A 16,761-nucleotide genomic window follows, 5' to 3' on the forward strand; every position below is an offset into this window, starting at 1 on the left:
CGGGTACCGCCTCACCCGTTGGCCGGCCGGGCCGCCGGCTCCGCCAGCCGCAGTGTCCGTTCCGCCAGTTCGCTGATCCGCACCCCGTCGTAGCCGAACACCGCGCTGCGCACGGTGTCCTCCAGCGGAGCCTTCCACTGGTCGGGGATGGCCGCCGCCCCGCCGAACACACCGGCCACCGAACCCGCGGTCGCGCCGTTGGAGTCGGTGTCCAGACCCCCGCGGACGGTCAGGGTGATGGTGCGGGTGAAGTCACCGTCGCCGTAGAGCAGACCGGCGGTGAGGACGGCCGCGTTCGGGACGGTGTGGATCCACCCCATGCCGCCGGTCTCCTCGGCGACCGTGGTCAGGGTGTCCTCCCAGGACATCCGGGTGTCGTGCAGGGAGACCACCCGGCGCACCGTGCGGGCGAGGCGGCTGCTCGCCGGGATCACGGCCAGGGCCTCGTCGACGGCGTGCCGCACGGTGGGAGCCGTGAACGCCGCCGAGATCAGTGCCGCCGCCCACATCGCTCCGTAGACCCCGTTCCCGGTGTGCGACAGCACCGCGTCCCGCCGGGCGAGCTGGGCCGCGCGGCGCGGGACGCCCGGGCAGGTCCAGCCGAAGATGTCCGCGCGGATGAGGGCGCCGATCCACTCCTGGTACGGGTTGTCGTACGTCGCCGTCAGCGGCGGCTTCAGCCCGTTGGCCAGATTGCGGTACGCGGCCCGCTCGGCGGTGAACGTCTGGAGGAACGGCAGCCGCAGCAGCCACAGGTCGCCGACCTGCTCGGTGCTGAAGCCGAAGCCGTGGGTCTCCAGCAGGTCGAGGCCGAGGATCGCGTAGTCCACGTCGTCGTCACGGCAGCTGCCGTGGATGCGGCCGCGGACGCAGTGCGGCCACTCGGGGCGCAGCGCGATCTCGAGATCGCCCGCGGGCTGGGGCAGGTAGTCGGTCAGGGGCAGGGCGGCGGCCTGTCTGAGGTAGCGGTCGATGCGCTCACGCGTCCAGAGCTCCCCCTGCTCGACCGGCTTGCCGAGCATGTTTCCCGCGATGCGGCCCGTCCAGCCGCCGAGGACGCGGTCGGCCAGCGCCGTTTCGTTGTCGACGAGGGTCATGGTTCCGGTCTACCCGTTTTGCGCGGGGCGCCTGAGGGGGCGGGGCTGCGGGCCCGTCGCAGCAGCTCGCGCGGTTCCCCGCGCCCTTGAGGTCATCGGTCCAGGGGGTGGGCAAAGGCTGACGGGCCGGGGCTCCTCCGGTTAAGGTCACAGCGGCGCGACTGGCCTTGACGTGCGTGAGGGCCCGGAGAGCAAGGGGAGTGCAAGTGGCGGACGCTGCAGTGAGCGACACCCGGAAGGCACAGCGGGTGCTCGTCGCCGCGGACAAGTTCAAGGGGTCGCTGACGGCCGTGGAGGTCGCCGAGCGGGTCACGGCCGGGCTGCGCCGGGTCCTGCCGGACCTGGAGGTCGAGGCGCTTCCGGTGGCCGACGGCGGCGACGGGACTGTGGCCGCGGCGGTGGCGGCCGGGTTCCAGCGCCGGGAGGTACGGGTCGCCGGCCCCCTCGGTGACGACGTGACGGCGGCGTTCGCGCTGCGCGAGGGCACCGCGGTCGTGGAGATGGCCGAGGCGAGCGGGCTTCAGCGGCTGCCCGCCGGGGTCTTCGCCCCGCTCACGGCGTCCACGTACGGCTCCGGCGAGCTGCTGCTGGCCGCGCTGGACGCAGGCGCCCGCACGATCGTCTTCGGGGTCGGCGGCAGCGCCACCACCGACGGCGGCGCCGGGATGCTGTCGGCGCTCGGCGCCCGGTTCCTGGACGCCGCCGGAGAGCCGGTGCCACCGGGCGGCGGCGGACTCGCCGAGCTGGCCACCGCCGACCTGTCGGGGCTCGACCCGCGTCTGGCCGGGGTCGAGCTGATCCTCGCGAGCGACGTCGACAACCCGCTGACCGGCCCGAAGGGCGCCCCCGCGGTCTACGGCCCGCAGAAGGGCGCCTCACCCGAGGACGTGGCGGCCCTGGACGCCGCCCTCGCGCACTTCGCGAAGGTGCTCCAGGGACCGGCCGGCCCGCAGGCCGCCGAGTACGCGGCGTCGCCGGGTGCGGGCGCGGCGGGCGGCATCGGCTACGGCGCCCTGCTGCTCGGCGCCCGGTTCCGCCCGGGTATCGAGGTCATGCTCGACGTCCTGGGCTTCGGGCCCGCCCTGGACCGCGCCGGCCTGGTCATCACCGGCGAGGGTTCCCTGGACGAGCAGACCCTGCACGGCAAGGCCCCGGCGGGTGTCGCCGCCGCGGCCCGCGCCGCGGACAAGGACGTCGTGGCGGTCTGCGGACGCCTCGCCCTGCCGCCCCAGACCCTGGGCCGCGCCGGTTTCCGCCGGGCCTACCCCCTCACCGACGCCGAGCCGGACGTGGCGAAGTGCATCGCCGAGGCGGGCCCGATTTTGGAACGGGTCGCGGAACGCATCGCCAGGGACTTCCTGACCTGAGCCGGGCGGCTCCCGCCCCGCGGGCACGAAAAGGGCCCCGAGCCATCGGCTCGGGGCCTTCATCGTCGTACCGTCGCTACGGCAGCTGCGCCGCCCGTGCCTCGCGGCGGTTGTCGCGGAAGTTGTTCACCCGGCGGGCCGTGGCGAACAGCGGGATCACCGCGCCGGTCACCAGCTGGAGCGCGCACCCCGTCTGGAGGAGGAGCTGTCCGCCGGGCGCGCCGAAGGCCCAGGCCGCCAGCAGACCCATGGACAGGACGATCCAGATCAGCATCGCCACCGCGAGCCAGCCGCGGGGCTTCGGGTACTCGACCCGGCTCACCATCAGCCACGCCGTCCCCACGATCGCCAGCAGCGTGGCCTCGAACGGCAGCTCCAGCAGCACGATCGCGACGACCGTCAGCGCACCGAACGGCGAGGGCATGCCCTGGAAGGTGCCGTCCTTCACCGTCACGCACGAGAACCGCGCGAGCCGCAGCACCACCGCCAGCAGCACCACGATCGCCCCGACCGCCGCCACCCGCTGGTGGGCGTCGTTCGCGACCATGCCGTAGACGAGGACGAAGTACGCCGGTGCCAGACCGAAGCTGATCAGGTCGGACAGGTTGTCCAGCTCGGCGCCCATGGGGGAGGAGCGCAGCTTGCGCGCCACCAGGCCGTCGAAGAGGTCGAAGACCGCCGCGCAGAGCATGAGGATGACCGCCGTGGCCGCGCTGTGGCGGGCCATGCCGGTCTCCTGGCTGCCCGTGAGGTGCGGGATCAGGATGCCGGTGGTGGTGAAGTACACCGCCATGAAGCCGCACGTGGCATTGCCGAGGGTCAGGGTGTCCGCTATCGACAGGCGGAGGGAGAGGGGCATCTCCTCTTCCTCGTCGACCTCGTCGGCCTCCGGGACCCAGCCGGCCTTGGTATCAGGATCAATCACGGTCAATGCGAGTCACCCCAGCCACCGTCTTCTGACCGACCTCGACCGCGACCTCCACGCCCTCGGGCAGGTAGAGGTCGACACGGGAACCGAAGCGGATCAGGCCGATCCGCTCGCCCTGCTCAACCTTCGTGCCCTCAGGCAGGTAGGGGACGATGCGGCGGGCGACCGCGCCGGCGATCTGGATCATCTCGATGTCGCCGAGCTCGGTGTCGAAGTGCCAGACGACCCGCTCGTTGTTCTCGCTCTCCTTGTTGAAAGCGGGAACGAAGCCACCGGGGATGTGCTCCACGGACGTCACCGTGCCGGCCAGCGGCGCGCGGTTGACGTGGACGTTGAGCGGGCTCATGAAGATCGCGACGCGGGTGCGGCCGTCCTTCCACGGCATGATGCTCTGCACCACACCGTCGGCGGGCGAGATGACCCGGCCCTGGGTGATCTCGCGCTCGGGGTCGCGGAAGAACCACAGCATTCCCGCCGCGAGCGCGGTGGCGGGAACGGCGACGGCCTTGGCGGCGCCGGAACGGCGGGCCCGGGCCAGGCTGAGGGCTGCGGTGGCGACGGTCGGAAGGAGCCACGGCGATGCTCCGCGCGCGAGGCGTACGCCGGCCCGGCTGTCGCGAGATGCAGAGGTTTGGCTGTGGGGCATGGATGACCTTCGTAGCGGAGATGATGCCGCACTCTGACGGGGGACGGCGGCTTTCCGGCGATCGTAGCGGCTCGGGGCCGTAACTGGGTAAGCCAGGCAGCCGAGTCGGCGGCAGAAGAGTGTTGACGGGGTGTGATCTTCTTCTCCAAGAAAACACCCCGTATCCGGACATCTAGCCCTGGAATCGATACTCTTCGAGCAGCCGCCTGCCGATGATCATTTTCTGGATCTCGGCGGTACCTTCACCGATGAGCAGCATCGGAGCCTCGCGGTAGAGGCGCTCGATCTCGTACTCCTTGGAGAAGCCGTAGCCCCCGTGAATACGGAAGGCGTCTTCCACGACCTCCTTGCAGTACTCGGATGCGAGGTACTTCGCCATCCCGGCCTCCAGGTCGTTTCGCTCCCCGGAGTCCTTTTTGCGTGCTGCGTTCACCATCATCGCATGGGCGGCCTCCACCTTGGTAGCCATCTCGGCCAGCTTGAACTGGATCGCCTGGTGCTGGGCGATCGGCTTCCCGAAGGTGTGACGCTGCTGCGCGTACTGGACGCCCAGTTCGAACGCACGCTGAGCGACGCCGCAGCCACGCGCCGCCACGTTGACGCGGCCGACCTCCACGCCGTCCATCATCTGGTAGAAACCACGGCCGGTGACCCCGCCCAGCACTCGATCCGCAGGAATCCGCAGGCCATCCATGATGAGTTCGGTGGTGTCGACCCCCTTGTAACCCATCTTGTCGATCTTGCCGGGGATCGTGAGGCCGGGCCGGACCTCGCCGAAACCGGGCTCCTTCTCGACCAGGAAGGTCGTCATCGACTTGTGCGGCGCGGTGCCCTCGGGGTGACCTTCGTCACTTCTGACCAGAACGGCCACCAGAGACGACGTTCCGCCGTTCGTCAGCCACATCTTCTGGCCGTTGAGGACGTACTCCTCGCCGTCCTTCACCGCCTTCGACGTGATCGCCGACACGTCCGAGCCGAGGGCCGGCTCCGACATCGAGAACGCGCCCCGGATGTCGCCGGCCGCCATCCTCGGCAGGAAGTGGTCCTTCTGCTCCTGCGTGCCGTGCTGCTTGAGCATGTACGCCACGATGAAGTGGGTGTTGATGATGCCGGACACCGACATCCACCCGCGGGCGATCTCCTCCACGCACAGCGCGTAGGTCAGGAGCGACTCGCCCAGACCCCCGTACTCCTCGGGGATCATCAGGCCGAACAGGCCCAACTCCTTCAGCCCGTCCACGATCTGCTGGGGGTACTCGTCGCGGTGCTCCAGCTCGGTCGCGACCGGAATGATCTCCTTGTCCACGAAGTCCCGGACGGTGGACAGGATCTCCTGCTGGACGTCCGTCAGACCGGCGGTCTGGGCGAGTCGCGCCATGACTACTTCTCCTGCTCTCGCAGCTCCGGGCGGCCGGGCTGCTCGCCGCCGCGCTCCTTGATGTACGTCTCGGTCGGCACCATCACCTTGCGGCGGAACACGCAGACCAGCGTGCCGTCCTGCTTGTAGCCCTTGGTCTCGACGTGGACGATGCCGCGGTCGTTCTTCGACTTGGACGGCCACTTGTCAAGCACCGTCGTCTGGCCGTAGATCGTGTCGCCGTGGAAGGTCGGCGCCACGTGCTTCAGCGACTCGATCTCCAGGTTGGCGATCGCCTTGCCGGAGATGTCCGGTACGGACATGCCGAGCAGCAGCGAGTAGATGTAGTTGCCCACGACGACGTTCTTGCCGAAGTCGGTCGTCTTCTCCGCATAGTTCGTGTCCATGTGGAGCGGGTGGTGGTTCATCGTGAGGAGACAGAACAGGTGGTCGTCGTACTCCGTGACCGTCTTTCCCGGCCAGTGCTTGTACGTCGCGCCGACCTCGAACTCCTCGTAGGTGCGTCCGAACTGCATCGCCGTCACGCCTCCGGAATCTCGAACTTGCTGGTGCGCTGCATTCCGGCGGCGCGGCCCTTGCCGGAGATGACCAGGGCCATCTTGCGGCTGGCCTCGTCGATCATCTCGTCACCGAGCATCGCGGAGCCCTTCTTGCCGCCCGCCTCGGAGGTGTAGTAGTCGTACGCGTCCAGGATCAGCTCGGCGTGGTCGTAGTCCTCCTGGGACGGCGAGAAGATCTCGTTGGACGCCTCGACCTGGCCCGGGTGCAGCACCCACTTGCCGTCGAAGCCGAGCGCGGCGGCACGCTGCGCGACCTCGCGGTAGCCGTCGATGTTGCGGATCTGGAGGTAGGGACCGTCGATCGCCTGGAGGTTGTTGGCGCGGGCGGCCATCAGGATCTTCATCAGGATGTAGTGGTAGGCGTCTGCCGGGTAGCCGGGCGGCTGCTCGCCCACGACCAGCGACTTCATGTTGATCGACGCCATGAAGTCGGCCGGGCCGAAGATGATCGTCTCGACGCGCTGGGAGGCCGTCGCGATCTCGTTGACGTTGTTCAGGCCCTGCGCGTTCTCGATCTGCGCCTCGATGCCGATCTTGCCGACCTCGAAGCCCATCGTCTTCTCGATCTGGGTGAGGAGGAGGTCGAGGGCGACGATCTGCTCGGCCGTCTGCACCTTCGGCAGCATGATGCAGTCGAGGTTCTGGCCGGCGCCCTCGACGACCGTGACGACGTCGCGGTACGTCCACTCGGTCGTCCAGTCGTTGACGCGCACGACCCGCGTCTTGCCCGTCCAGTCGCCCTCGTTCAGGAACTTCACGATGGTGTGCCGCGCCTCGGGCTTGGCGAGCGGGGCGCACGCGTCCTCCAGGTCGAGGAAGACCTGGTCGGCCGGGAGGCCCTGGGCCTTCTCCAGGAAGCGCGGGTTCGAGCCCGGTACCGCCAGGCAGGAACGCCGGGGGCGAAGGCGGTTGACCGTGGTCATGCGGGGACCTCCAGGGGGTCGAGCTTGTTCGCTTTCCGGATCTCGTCGACGATCCGGCCGATGATTCCGGTGATGTCGAAGTCCTTCGGGGTGAAGACCGCGGCCACTCCGGCTTCCCTGAGCTGCTCGGCATCACCGTTCGGGATGATGCCACCGGCGATCACCGGTATATCTGTGGCACCGGCCACACGGAGCCGTTCGAGCACGTCGGGCACCAATTGGGCGTGCGAGCCGGACAGGATCGACAGGCCGACCGCGTGCACGTCCTCGGCGAGGGCCGCGTCCACGATCTGCTCGGGCGTCAGCCGGATCCCCTGGTAGACCACCTCGAAGCCGGCGTCGCGCGCACGCACAGCGATCTGCTCGGCGCCGTTGGAGTGCCCGTCCAGGCCCGGCTTGCCGACCAGGAAGCGCAGCTTGCCCACGCCCAGGTCCTTGGCCGTGAGGTCCACCTTGCGGCGGACCAGGGCGAGCGTGCTGCCCTCCTCGACGGGGACGGCCACCGGTGCCGAGGAGACGCCCGTGGGCGCCCGGAACTCGCCGAACACCTCGCGCAGGGCCCCGGCCCACTCGCCGGTCGTCGCCCCGGCGCGGGCGCACTCCAGGGTGGCCTCCATGAGGTTCTCGCTGCCGCGCGCGGCCTCCTTCAGCCGCTCCAGCGCCTTGCAGGGGCGCGGGTGGTTGAACGGCGGCTGGTAGCGGCTGTCACGCCACTGCTGGAGCGCGGCGATGACCCGGGCCTCGACCGCCGGGTCCACCGTCTGGATCGCGGTGTCCAGGTCGGCGGTCAGCGGGTTCGGCTCGGTGCCCTCGAAGGCGTTGACACCGATGATCTTCTCCTGGCCGGACTCGATCCGGCCCCGGCGCTCGGCGTGCGAGGCGACCAGCTGCGACTTGAGGTAGCCGGACTCGACGGCCGCCATCGCGCCGCCCATCTCCTGGATGCGGTCGATCTCGGCGAACGAGGCCTCGACCAGCTCGTCCACCTTCGCCTCGATCACCTTCGAGCCCTCGAAGATGTCCTCGTACTCCAGCAGGTCGCTCTCGTACGCCAGCACCTGCTGGATGCGCAGCGACCACTGCTGGTCCCACGGGCGGGGAAGGCCCAGCGCCTCGTTCCAGGCGGGCAGCTGCACGGCCCGGGCGCGGGCGTCCTTGGAGAGGGTGACGGCCAGCATCTCCAGCACGATCCGCTGGACGTTGTTCTCCGGCTGTGCCTCCGTCAGGCCCAGGGAGTTGACCTGGACGCCGTAGCGGAAGCGGCGCTGCTTGGGGTTCTCGATGCCGTACCGCTCACGGGTGATGCGGTCCCAGATGCGGCCGAACGCCCGCATCTTGCACATCTCCTCGACGAAGCGGACGCCCGCGTTCACGAAGAACGAGATGCGTGCGACGACATCGCCCATGCGCTCCTGCGGCACCTGGCCGGAGTCGCGCACGGCGTCGAGGACGGCGATCGCGGTGGACATCGCGTACGCGATCTCCTGCACCGGCGTGGCGCCCGCCTCTTGGAGGTGGTAGCTGCAGATGTTGATCGGGTTCCACTTCGGGATGTGGGAGACCGTGTACGCGATCATGTCCGTCGTCAGGCGCAGGCTCGGCCCCGGCGGGAAGACGTGCGTCCCGCGGGACAGGTACTCCTTGACGATGTCGTTCTGGGTCGTGCCCTGGAGCTTGGTGATGTCCGCGCCCTGCTCCTCGGCGACGACCTGGTAGAGCGCCAGCAGCCACATGGCGGTGGCGTTGATCGTCATCGAGGTGTTCATCTGCTCCAGGGGGATGTCCTGGAACAGCCGGCGCATGTCACCGACGTGCGCGATCGGCACGCCGACCCGGCCGACCTCGCCGCGGGCGAGGATGTGGTCGGAGTCGTAGCCGGTCTGCGTCGGCAGGTCGAACGCCACCGACAGACCTGTCTGGCCCTTGGCGAGGTTGCGCCGGTACAGCTCGTTGGACGCCTCGGCGGTGGAGTGACCGGCGTAGGTCCGCATGAGCCACGGCCGGTCCTTCTGACGCTCAGTCATGTACGCCTCTCAGATGTTCCGGAAGCGGTTGATGGCGTCGATGTGCTTGGCGCGCTTCTCGTGGTCGCGCACGCCCAGGCCCTCCTCGGGCGCCATGCACAGCACGCCGACCTTGCCCTGGTGCAGGTTGCGGTGCACGTCGTAGGCGGCCTGGCCGGTGTCCTCCAGGGAGTACACCTTCGACAGGGTCGGGTGGATCTTGCCCTTCGCGATGAGCCGGTTGGCCTCCCAGGCCTCGCGGTAGTTGGCGAAGTGCGAGCCGATGATCCGCTTCAGCGACATCCACAGGTAGCGGTTGTCGTACTCGTGCATGTAGCCCGAGGTCGAGGCGCAGGTGGTGATGGTGCCGCCCTTGCGGGTGACGAAGACCGACGCGCCGAAGGTCTCGCGGCCCGGGTGCTCGAAGACGATGTCGATGTCCTCGCCGTCGGTGAACTCGCGGATGCGCTTGCCGAAGCGCTTCCACTCCTTCGGGTCCTGGGTGGTCTCGTCCTTCCAGAACTTGTAGCCCTCGGCGCTGCGGTCGATGATCGCCTCGGCGCCCATCGAGCGGCAGATGTCCGCCTTCTGCTCGCTGGAGACGACACAGATCGGGTTGGCGCCGCCGGCCAGCGCGAACTGGGTGGCGTAGGAGCCGAGTCCGCCGCTCGCACCCCAGATCAGGACGTTGTCGCCCTGCTTCATGCCGGCGCCGTTGCGGGAGACCAGCTGGCGGTAGGCGGTGGAGTTGACGAGGCCGGGGGCGGCGGCCTCCTCCCAGCTGAGGTGGTCGGGCTTCGGCATCAGCTGGTTGGACTTGACCAGCGCGATCTCGGCGAGGCCGCCGAAGTTCGTCTCGAAGCCCCAGATGCGCTGCTCGGGGTCGAGCATCGTGTCGTTGTGGCCGTCGCTGGACTCCAGCTCGACGGAGAGGCAGTGCGCGACGACCTCGTCGCCGGGCCGCCAGGCGTTGACGCCGGGGCCGGTGCGCAGGACGACGCCCGCGAGGTCGGAGCCGATGATGTGGTACGGCAGGTCGTGGCGCTTGGCCAGCTCGTTGGTGCGGCCGTAGCGCTCCAGGAAGCCGAAGGTGGACAGCGGCTCGAAGATCGACGTCCACACGGAGTTGTAGTTGACCGAGGAGGCCATGACGGCCACCAGCGCCTCGCCCGGGCCGAGCTCGGGCAGCGGCACCTCGTCCAGGTGGATCGACTTGCGGGGGTCCTTGTCGCGCGTGGCGAGTCCGGCGAACATCTCCGTCTCGTCCTTGTGCACGGTGATCGCGCGGTACGACTCGGGGATCTGGAGGGCGGCGAAGTCCTCCGACGTGGAGTCGGGCGACTGGATCGCGGCCAGGATGTCCTTAACGGTCACGGTGTTGCCTCCGGCGGTGAGCGCCCTGAGGGAGGGGCGCCGATGGTTACGTCGGTGCTGCTGAGGGTTGAGGGTGTGCCGTCGGTTCGGCGGTGGAGCTGTTCGACAGCGCTGGGTGGCGCGGGAGGTTGCCTGTGACGCAGGCGACCGGGCGAGCAGGCGGGTGAGCTTGCTGGGACATCGCCCGGACCTCTTCAACGTATGACACCGCGTGTCACCCCGCAAGGCACTGAGTGCCAGAACTTGACCTCAGATGAAATCTTTACGTAACAGATGAGCGATGATCGATCGAACAGGCCCTCCAGGAGCCTGCAAAGCAGCCCCTGACATGCCAAAACGGCCACCCCGTGGGGTGGCCGTCATCACAGTGGCTTCAGCCGCTCAGAGCCCTTCGCAGGGCCGCTCAGACCCCTCGCAGGGCCGCTCAGCGCTCCTTGAGGGCCTGCTCGATCGTCCGCATGACTTCCTCCAGCGGCGCGTCGGTACGGGCGACCGTCACCAGCACCTCGCCCTGTGCCGAGGCCGTGGCCGCGGCCGGCTGTGTGTCCGTGGAACGCCCGGCCCCGATGCCCGTGCCGAAGGTCTTCCGCACGATCGCGAAGGCGTGGTCCAGCTGTGCCTCCACATCCCCCTGGGCGCCCGCGCGCAGCCAGCGCCGCAGTACGTGGTTGTGGGCCGTCACCACGGCCGACGCGGCGACCTCCGCCAGCAGCGGGTCGTCGTTGGCGTCGTCCGCGTGCGCGCGCTCGTCGAAGTGGCCGAGGAGGTAGCGGGTGAAGAGCCGCTCGTAGCGGGCCACCGACGCGATCTCCGCCTCGCGCAGGGTGGGCACCTCGCGGGTCAGCTTGTAGCGGGCGACCGAGATCTCCGGCCGGGCCGCGTACATCCGCATGACCTCCTTGATGCCGCGGCACACCGTGTCGAGCGGATGCTCGTGCGCCGGCGCGGCGTTGAGCACCGCCTCGGCCCGGATCAGGGTGTCGTCGTGATCGGGGAAGATCGCCTCTTCCTTGGAGCGGAAGTGGCGGAAGAAGGTACGGCGCGCGACCCCGGCCCGGGCCGCGATCTCGTCGACGGTGGTCGCCTCGTACCCCTTGGTGGCGAACAGCTCCATCGCGGCGGCCGCCAGTTCCCGGCGCATCTTGAGCCGCTGGGCGGCGGCGCGAGAGCCGGCGGCACTCTCCGGCGCCTCGGTCGCGGCTGGTGTACGTGAGGACTTGGCGGGCTGGGGCATGCCCTGAACGTACTGCATGTGCGCAGCTCGCTGCGCATGGCCTGGTTCGTGGAACCGGTCCGGGCCGAGCAGGCCGCCCCACTCCGCGCCGGACCGGAACCGGTCGCCGGGACGCTCAGCGCTTGGCATATTCGCGGAAGCCACGGCCGGTCTTGCGGCCGAGGCAGCCCGCGGCCACCAGGTGCTCCAGCAGCGGCGCCGGAGCGAGCCCCGGGTCGCGGAACTCGCGGTGCAGGACCTTCTCGATGGCCAGCGAGACGTCCAGTCCGACGACGTCCAGCAGCTCGAACGGGCCCATCGGGTAGCCGCCGCCCAGCTTCATCGCCGCGTCGATGTCGTCGAGCGTCGCGTAGTGCTCCTGCACCATCTTGATCGCGTTGTTCAGGTACGGGAACAGCAGCGCGTTCACGATGAAGCCGGCGCGGTCGCCGCAGTCGACCGGGTGCTTCCTGATCCGGCCGCACACCTCGCGGACCGTCGCGTGGACGTCGTCGGCCGTCAGCACCGTCCGGACCACCTCGACCAGCTTCATGGCCGGCGCCGGGTTGAAGAAGTGCATGCCGATCACGTCCTGCGGGCGCGAGGTGGCCCGGGCGCAGGCGACGACCGGCAGCGACGAGGTCGTGGTGGCGAGGATCGCGCCCGGCTTGCAGACCTTGTCCAGGGCCGCGAACAGCTGCCGCTTGACCTCCAGGTCCTCGGCGACGGCCTCCACGGCCAGGTCGACACCGGCGAAGTCGTCGTAGGTGCCCGTGGCCGTGATGCGGTCCAGGGTCGCGGCGGCGGTCTCCGCGCTCATCCGGCCCTTGTCGACCGAGCGTGCCAGGGACTTGCCGATCCGGGCCTTCGCGGTCTGCGCCTTCTCCGCGCTGCGGGCGGCCAGGACCACCTCGTACCCGGCCTTGGCGAAGACCTCGGCGATCCCTGAGGCCATGGTGCCCGAGCCCGCGACACCGACCGAGTGGATCTCCCGCCCGGGGGCGAGGTCGCCCCCCTCCGGCGGGGTCAGCGTGTCCCGCACGACGGCCGCGCTGCCCGGCGCCTCGTACGTGTAGAAGCCGCGCCCCGCCTTGCGGCCGGTCAGGCCCGCCTCGCTGAGCTGCTTGAGGATCGGGGCCGGGGCGTGCAGCCGGTCGCGGGAGGCGGCGTACATGGCCTCCAGGACCGTGCGGGCGGTGTCGACGCCGATCAGGTCGAGCAGCGCCAGCGGGCCCATGGGCAGTCCGCAGCCCAGCCGCATCGCGGCGTCGATGTCCTCGCGGGAGGCGTACTTGGCCTCGTACATCGCGGCGGCCTGGTTGAGGTAGCCGAACAGCAGGCCGTCCGCCACGAAACCGGGGCGGTCGCCGACCGCGACCGGCTCCTTGCCCAGGTCCAGCGCGAGGTCGGTGACCGCCGTGACGGCCGCCGGCGCGGTCAGCACCGAGGAGACGACCTCGACCAGCTTCATGGCCGGGGCGGGATTGAAGAAGTGCAGGCCCAGCACCCGTTCGGGGCGGGACGACTCGGCGGCCAGCCGGGTCACGGACAGGGCGTTGGTACCGGTCGCCAGGATGGTCTCCGGGCGCACGATCCCGTCCAGCTCCCGGAAGATCTGCTGTTTGACCTCGTACGACTCCGGGGCCACCTCGATGACCAGGTCGGCGTCGGCGGCGGTGCGCAGGTCGGCCGAGGTGCGGACGCGGCCGAGGATCCCGGCGCGCTCCTGCTCGGTCAGCCGGCCGCGCTCGACGCCACGGGCGGTGGAGGCCTCCAGGGCGGCGACGCACTTGGCGGCCTGGGCCTCGCTGATGTCGATGCCGATGACCGTGCGGCCGGCCTTGGCGAGGACCTCGGCGATGCCGGTGCCCATCGTGCCGAGGCCGACGACGGCGACGGTCCGGAGCGGGGACTGGGACGGGTCGGAAAGGGGAGTGGCCATCGCGGGACTCCAGGATGAGGGTGACGACGGGGAACGCGCTCCGGGTGCGCCGGAGGCGGCCCGGCGGGGCCGGACCACGGGCGCACCGGGTGCGTGATGAAGTGCGGGTGTTGGCCGGGCTGCGAAGCGCACACGCCCGGTGCCGCTCAGCGGGCGTGCACACGCCCGGGGTTGAAACGGCGGGTCCGACCGGCCCTGTCCCGGGGCCGAGCCGTACTGCGGTACCTGAGGCACCGAACCGACTGCTCTCGCGGCAGCCGCGTCACCAGACCGCCACGAGGAATGCGAGTGGGTAACTCGCTCGTCTGAGCTTAACTGGCGGGTAACGAGCACGCCAGCCCTCGTCTTTGTGATGTACGTCCCGCGCGGACGGCGCGGCCCCTAACCTCTGAGGCATGAGCGAAGAGTTGCGATCACTCACGGAACGCTTACGGCAGGAGTCCGGGGCACCGCCCGCGTTCGAGCGGCTCGTGGCGACCGACGACCTCGACGCCCTGGCGGGGGTGCTGACCGAACCCGGGCAGCACCTGTGGGCGAGGGAACTGGCCGCGTTCCGGCTGGGGCTCGCGCGGGACCGGCGGGCCTTCGAGGCGCTGGTGCTGCTGCTCAACCACCGTGACCCCCCGCGCTGTGCCTCCGCCGCTCACGCCCTGGCCCGGCTCGGCGACCCGCGGACCGCGCGGGCGGCCGCCGCCCTCGCCACCAACGAGCTGCGTGTCGCCTACGCCCTCCAGCCGGTGCGGCTCCTGGTCGAACTGCGCGCCCCCGAGGCGGTGCCGGCGCTGATCACCACGCTCCAGCGGCGCCTGCGTCCGCACGACCCGTACCGCCGTGTGGCCCTCGCCTGCGTGGACGGGCTGGGCGCGCTGGGCGACACCCGGGCCCGGCCCGTCCTGAACGAGGCCCTGGCCCATCCGGCGCTGGCCGAGGCGGCGGTGCGGGCACTGGGGCGGATCCCGAAGCAGCGGTGACGACGGCGGGGGAGGGGCCCGCCGTGCCGCGACGTCAGCGGGCGAGGGCCCTGGCGTACCGCACCTCCGGGACCGCGACCCCGTCCACCTCGAAGGGCTCCTCGGCGCCGTCCGCCCGGAAGCCGGCCCGTTCGTAGAAGCGGCGGGCCCGGTCGTTCTCCTTGAGCACCCACAGCAGGAGACGGCCGTGGCCCGCGTCGGAACAGCGCGCGACCGACTCCGCGAGCAGCGCCCGCCCCACGCCCCGCCCCAACCGATCCGGGTGCACGTAGATGGCGTACAACTCGGCGTCCTCGGTGCTGACTTGCCCGCCCCGGTAAGGGCCGTGGCACGCCCAGCCGACGATCTCGCCGCCGGCGCCCTCGGCGACCAGGTTCACTACGCTGCCGTCGCCCTGCGCGAGGTATGTGCGACGCCGCTCGGCGTCCTCCTCGACGCTGAGCCGGTCCAGGTAGGGCTGCGGCACCAGGCCCCGGTAGGCGCTGCGCCAGCCCCCGACACGGACCTCCGCGACGCCCTCGCAGTCGGCGGGCGTCATCTCCCGTATCCGCGGGGTCATGACGCGACCGGGAGACAGCGCCGGGCGCCTGCGGCGGCTCCGTCGGGGGCGGGGATCCTCGTCAGCTCACTCATGGGCCCATGGTGGACCATGGCACTGACAGCGTCCTCCCCCGACGGGTCGTCAGCCGCTCAGTGGCGGAAGCCGAGCAGGCCGTGCAGCGCCGAGCCGTGCGAGGAGCCCGCGGCCGTCTTCGCGGTCGCCGCCACGGGCTCCGGGTCGGGCAGCGCCTCGCACACCGCGTCCGCCTCGCCGTGACCGCGCGGCACGGTGCCGTCCGTCAGGTACGCCGCCAGGTGCTCGTCCAGGCAGGCGTTGCCGCTCAGCGTGACGCCGTGGTTGCCGCCGCCCTCCTCGACGACCAGGCTGGAACGGGCGAGCAGACGGTGCGCGGTGACGGCGCCCTCGTAGGGAGTGGCCGCGTCGCCGGTCGCCTGGAACAGCAGGGCCGGCGGCAGTTTGCCGTTGGCCACGGTCACCGGCCGCCGCGAGTCCGTCGGCCAGAACGCGCACGGCGCGTTGTACCAGGCGTTGTTCCAGGTCATGAACGGAGCCTTGTCGTACACCGCCCAGTTGTCCCTGCGCCACTGCCGCCAGTCGCGCGGCCACCGGGCGTCCCGGCACTGCACCGCGGTGTAGACGCTGTAGCCGTTGTCGCCGGAGGCGTCCACCGCGCCGAAGTTCTCGTACGCCGCGACCAGCGGGTCGGGGTCTTTGTCGTTCACGTACGCCGCGAACGCCTCCGCCAGGCCCGGCCAGTAGCCGTTGTAGTAGCCGCCCGGGATGAAAGTGTCCTCCAGTTCCGAGGCGCCCACCGTGCCGCCCGCGGGCTTCTTCGCGAGGGCCGCGCGCATCGCGTACCACCGGGCCTCGATCCTCTCCGGATCGGTGCCCAGCCGGTACGTCGCGTCGTGCTCGGCGACCCACGCCAGGAAGGCGCGGTGGCGGTCGTCGAAGGCCACGTCCTGGTTGAGGTTGGCCTCGTGCCACACGTCGGTCGGGTCGACCACGGAGTCCAGGACCAGACGCCGGACCCGCTCCGGGAAGAGCCCGGCGTAGACCGCGCCGAGGTAGGTGCCGTACGAGTAGCCGAAGTAGTTGATCTTCTCGGCGCCCAGGGCCTGCCGGATCACGTCCATGTCGCGTACGGCGGCGGTGGTGGTGATGTAGGGGAGGAGGTGCCCGTACTTCTTGCCGCACGCGGCGGCGAAGGACCTGGCGCGGTCGAGGTTGGCCTTCTCGATCGCGGGCGTCGTGGGCAGGGAGTCCGGGCGGACCGGGTCGAAGTGGCCCGGCCCGCAGTCCAGCGCGGGCTTGCTCGCCCCCACGCCGCGCGGGTCGAAGCCGATGACGTCGTACTGGGCCGCGACCTCCGCGGGCAGCGACGACGCGACGAACCCGGCGAGCGTCAGTCCGCTGCCGCCGGGGCCGCCGGGGTTGACCAGCAGCGGGCCCTGGTAGGTCCTGGCGGTGTGCGGGACGCGTGACAGGGCGAGGGAGATCTTCTCCCCGTGCGGCCTGTGGTGGTCGAGGGGCACCTTCAGGGACGCGCACTGGAGCGTCGGGTGGTCCTCGGTGGCGCAGCTCCTCCAGGCGGGCTTCGCGGTCCGGAAGGTGTGCGCGGTGCCTGGTGCGCTCGCCCCGGCGGGAACGGCCGTGAAGGTGCCGGCGATGACGACGGCGGCGGCACCGCACAGCGCGGCTGCGCGCTTTCCCATGGAGTCCTCCCAGGACGGCGGGATGGAGGACCGCGAGGGTCGCCGTCCTCGCGGCATCGTCCCGGACCGAGGTCCCGGAAGA

The 16,761-nt window shown here is 70.6% G+C and carries 14 protein-coding genes; 2 read left to right on the forward strand and 12 right to left on the reverse strand.

Features of this window, described 5'->3' with window-relative positions:
- Positions 1 to 11: 11 nt before the first annotated feature.
- A complete protein-coding gene (locus AB0E85_RS02530) occupies positions 12 to 1,097 on the reverse strand; it encodes an ADP-ribosylglycohydrolase family protein (RefSeq protein WP_361921655.1) in 1,086 nt (361 codons plus the stop codon).
- 248 nt (positions 1,098 to 1,345) lie between these two features.
- On the opposite strand from AB0E85_RS02530, the gene AB0E85_RS02535 reads away from it, so the two are divergent.
- Entirely contained in the window at positions 1,346 to 2,464 is a 1,119-nt protein-coding gene (locus tag AB0E85_RS02535) for a glycerate kinase (protein WP_361921935.1), read from the forward strand.
- A 76-nt stretch (positions 2,465 to 2,540) separates the two neighbouring features.
- Here AB0E85_RS02535 and pssA read toward each other — a convergent pair whose 3' ends face one another.
- The 9 genes from pssA to AB0E85_RS02580 all read right to left on the reverse strand — a co-directional run bounded on the left by pssA (position 2,541) and on the right by AB0E85_RS02580 (position 13,431).
- Entirely contained in the window at positions 2,541 to 3,323 is a 783-nt protein-coding gene (gene pssA / locus AB0E85_RS02540) for a CDP-diacylglycerol--serine O-phosphatidyltransferase (RefSeq protein ID WP_037667928.1), read from the reverse strand.
- Between the two features lie 58 nt (positions 3,324 to 3,381).
- Positions 3,382 to 4,038, reverse strand: a complete 657-nt coding sequence (locus AB0E85_RS02545; RefSeq protein WP_361921657.1) for a phosphatidylserine decarboxylase — start codon at positions 4,036 to 4,038, stop codon at positions 3,382 to 3,384.
- A gap of 172 nt (positions 4,039 to 4,210) precedes the next feature.
- Positions 4,211 to 5,416, reverse strand: coding sequence for an acyl-CoA dehydrogenase family protein (locus tag AB0E85_RS02550; protein WP_361921659.1), 1,206 nt, complete (start codon positions 5,414 to 5,416; stop codon positions 4,211 to 4,213).
- Positions 5,417 to 5,418: 2 nt separating this feature from the next.
- Positions 5,419 to 5,931 carry a MaoC family dehydratase gene (locus tag AB0E85_RS02555; RefSeq protein WP_033309326.1) on the reverse strand — a complete coding sequence of 171 codons (513 nt, stop codon included), beginning with the start codon at positions 5,929 to 5,931 and terminating at the stop codon, positions 5,419 to 5,421.
- Positions 5,932 to 5,936: 5 nt separating this feature from the next.
- A complete protein-coding gene (locus AB0E85_RS02560; RefSeq protein ID WP_030948307.1) occupies positions 5,937 to 6,899 on the reverse strand; it encodes a CoA ester lyase in 963 nt (320 codons plus the stop codon).
- Positions 6,896 to 8,923: a protein meaA gene (locus tag AB0E85_RS02565; protein WP_361921661.1), complete on the reverse strand. Its 2,028-nt coding sequence runs from the start codon at positions 8,921 to 8,923 to the stop codon at positions 6,896 to 6,898. Before AB0E85_RS02565 ends, AB0E85_RS02560 begins: the two co-directional genes overlap by 4 nt.
- Positions 8,924 to 8,932: 9 nt before the next feature.
- Positions 8,933 to 10,276, reverse strand: coding sequence for a crotonyl-CoA carboxylase/reductase (ccrA, locus tag AB0E85_RS02570; protein WP_033309195.1), 1,344 nt, complete (start codon positions 10,274 to 10,276; stop codon positions 8,933 to 8,935).
- A gap of 424 nt (positions 10,277 to 10,700) precedes the next feature.
- Positions 10,701 to 11,528 (reverse strand): TetR family transcriptional regulator, encoded by an 828-nt coding sequence (locus tag AB0E85_RS02575; RefSeq protein WP_361921664.1) that lies wholly within the window; start codon positions 11,526 to 11,528, stop codon positions 10,701 to 10,703.
- Between the two features lie 97 nt (positions 11,529 to 11,625).
- Positions 11,626 to 13,431, reverse strand: coding sequence for a 3-hydroxyacyl-CoA dehydrogenase family protein (locus tag AB0E85_RS02580; protein WP_361921666.1), 1,806 nt, complete (start codon positions 13,429 to 13,431; stop codon positions 11,626 to 11,628).
- A 395-nt stretch (positions 13,432 to 13,826) separates the two neighbouring features.
- Here AB0E85_RS02580 and AB0E85_RS02585 point away from each other — a divergent pair, with 395 nt between their 5' ends.
- Complete coding sequence (locus AB0E85_RS02585; protein WP_361921668.1) at positions 13,827 to 14,402, forward strand: adenylosuccinate lyase; 576 nt, start codon at positions 13,827 to 13,829, stop codon at positions 14,400 to 14,402.
- Between the two features lie 34 nt (positions 14,403 to 14,436).
- Here the strand turns inward: AB0E85_RS02585 and AB0E85_RS02590 are convergent, their stop codons facing one another.
- Together AB0E85_RS02590 and AB0E85_RS02595 are read right to left on the reverse strand one after the other, a co-directional pair.
- Positions 14,437 to 14,961 carry a GNAT family N-acetyltransferase gene (locus AB0E85_RS02590; RefSeq protein WP_361921670.1) on the reverse strand — a complete coding sequence of 175 codons (525 nt, stop codon included), beginning with the start codon at positions 14,959 to 14,961 and terminating at the stop codon, positions 14,437 to 14,439.
- A 131-nt stretch (positions 14,962 to 15,092) separates the two neighbouring features.
- Positions 15,093 to 16,679: an alpha/beta hydrolase gene (locus AB0E85_RS02595; RefSeq protein ID WP_361921672.1), complete on the reverse strand. Its 1,587-nt coding sequence runs from the start codon at positions 16,677 to 16,679 to the stop codon at positions 15,093 to 15,095.
- Positions 16,680 to 16,761 lie beyond the last annotated feature (82 nt).

Origin of the sequence: Streptomyces sp. NPDC029044 (genome assembly GCF_040637495.1) — a bacterium.
Lineage (GTDB): Bacteria > Actinomycetota > Actinomycetes > Streptomycetales > Streptomycetaceae > Streptomyces.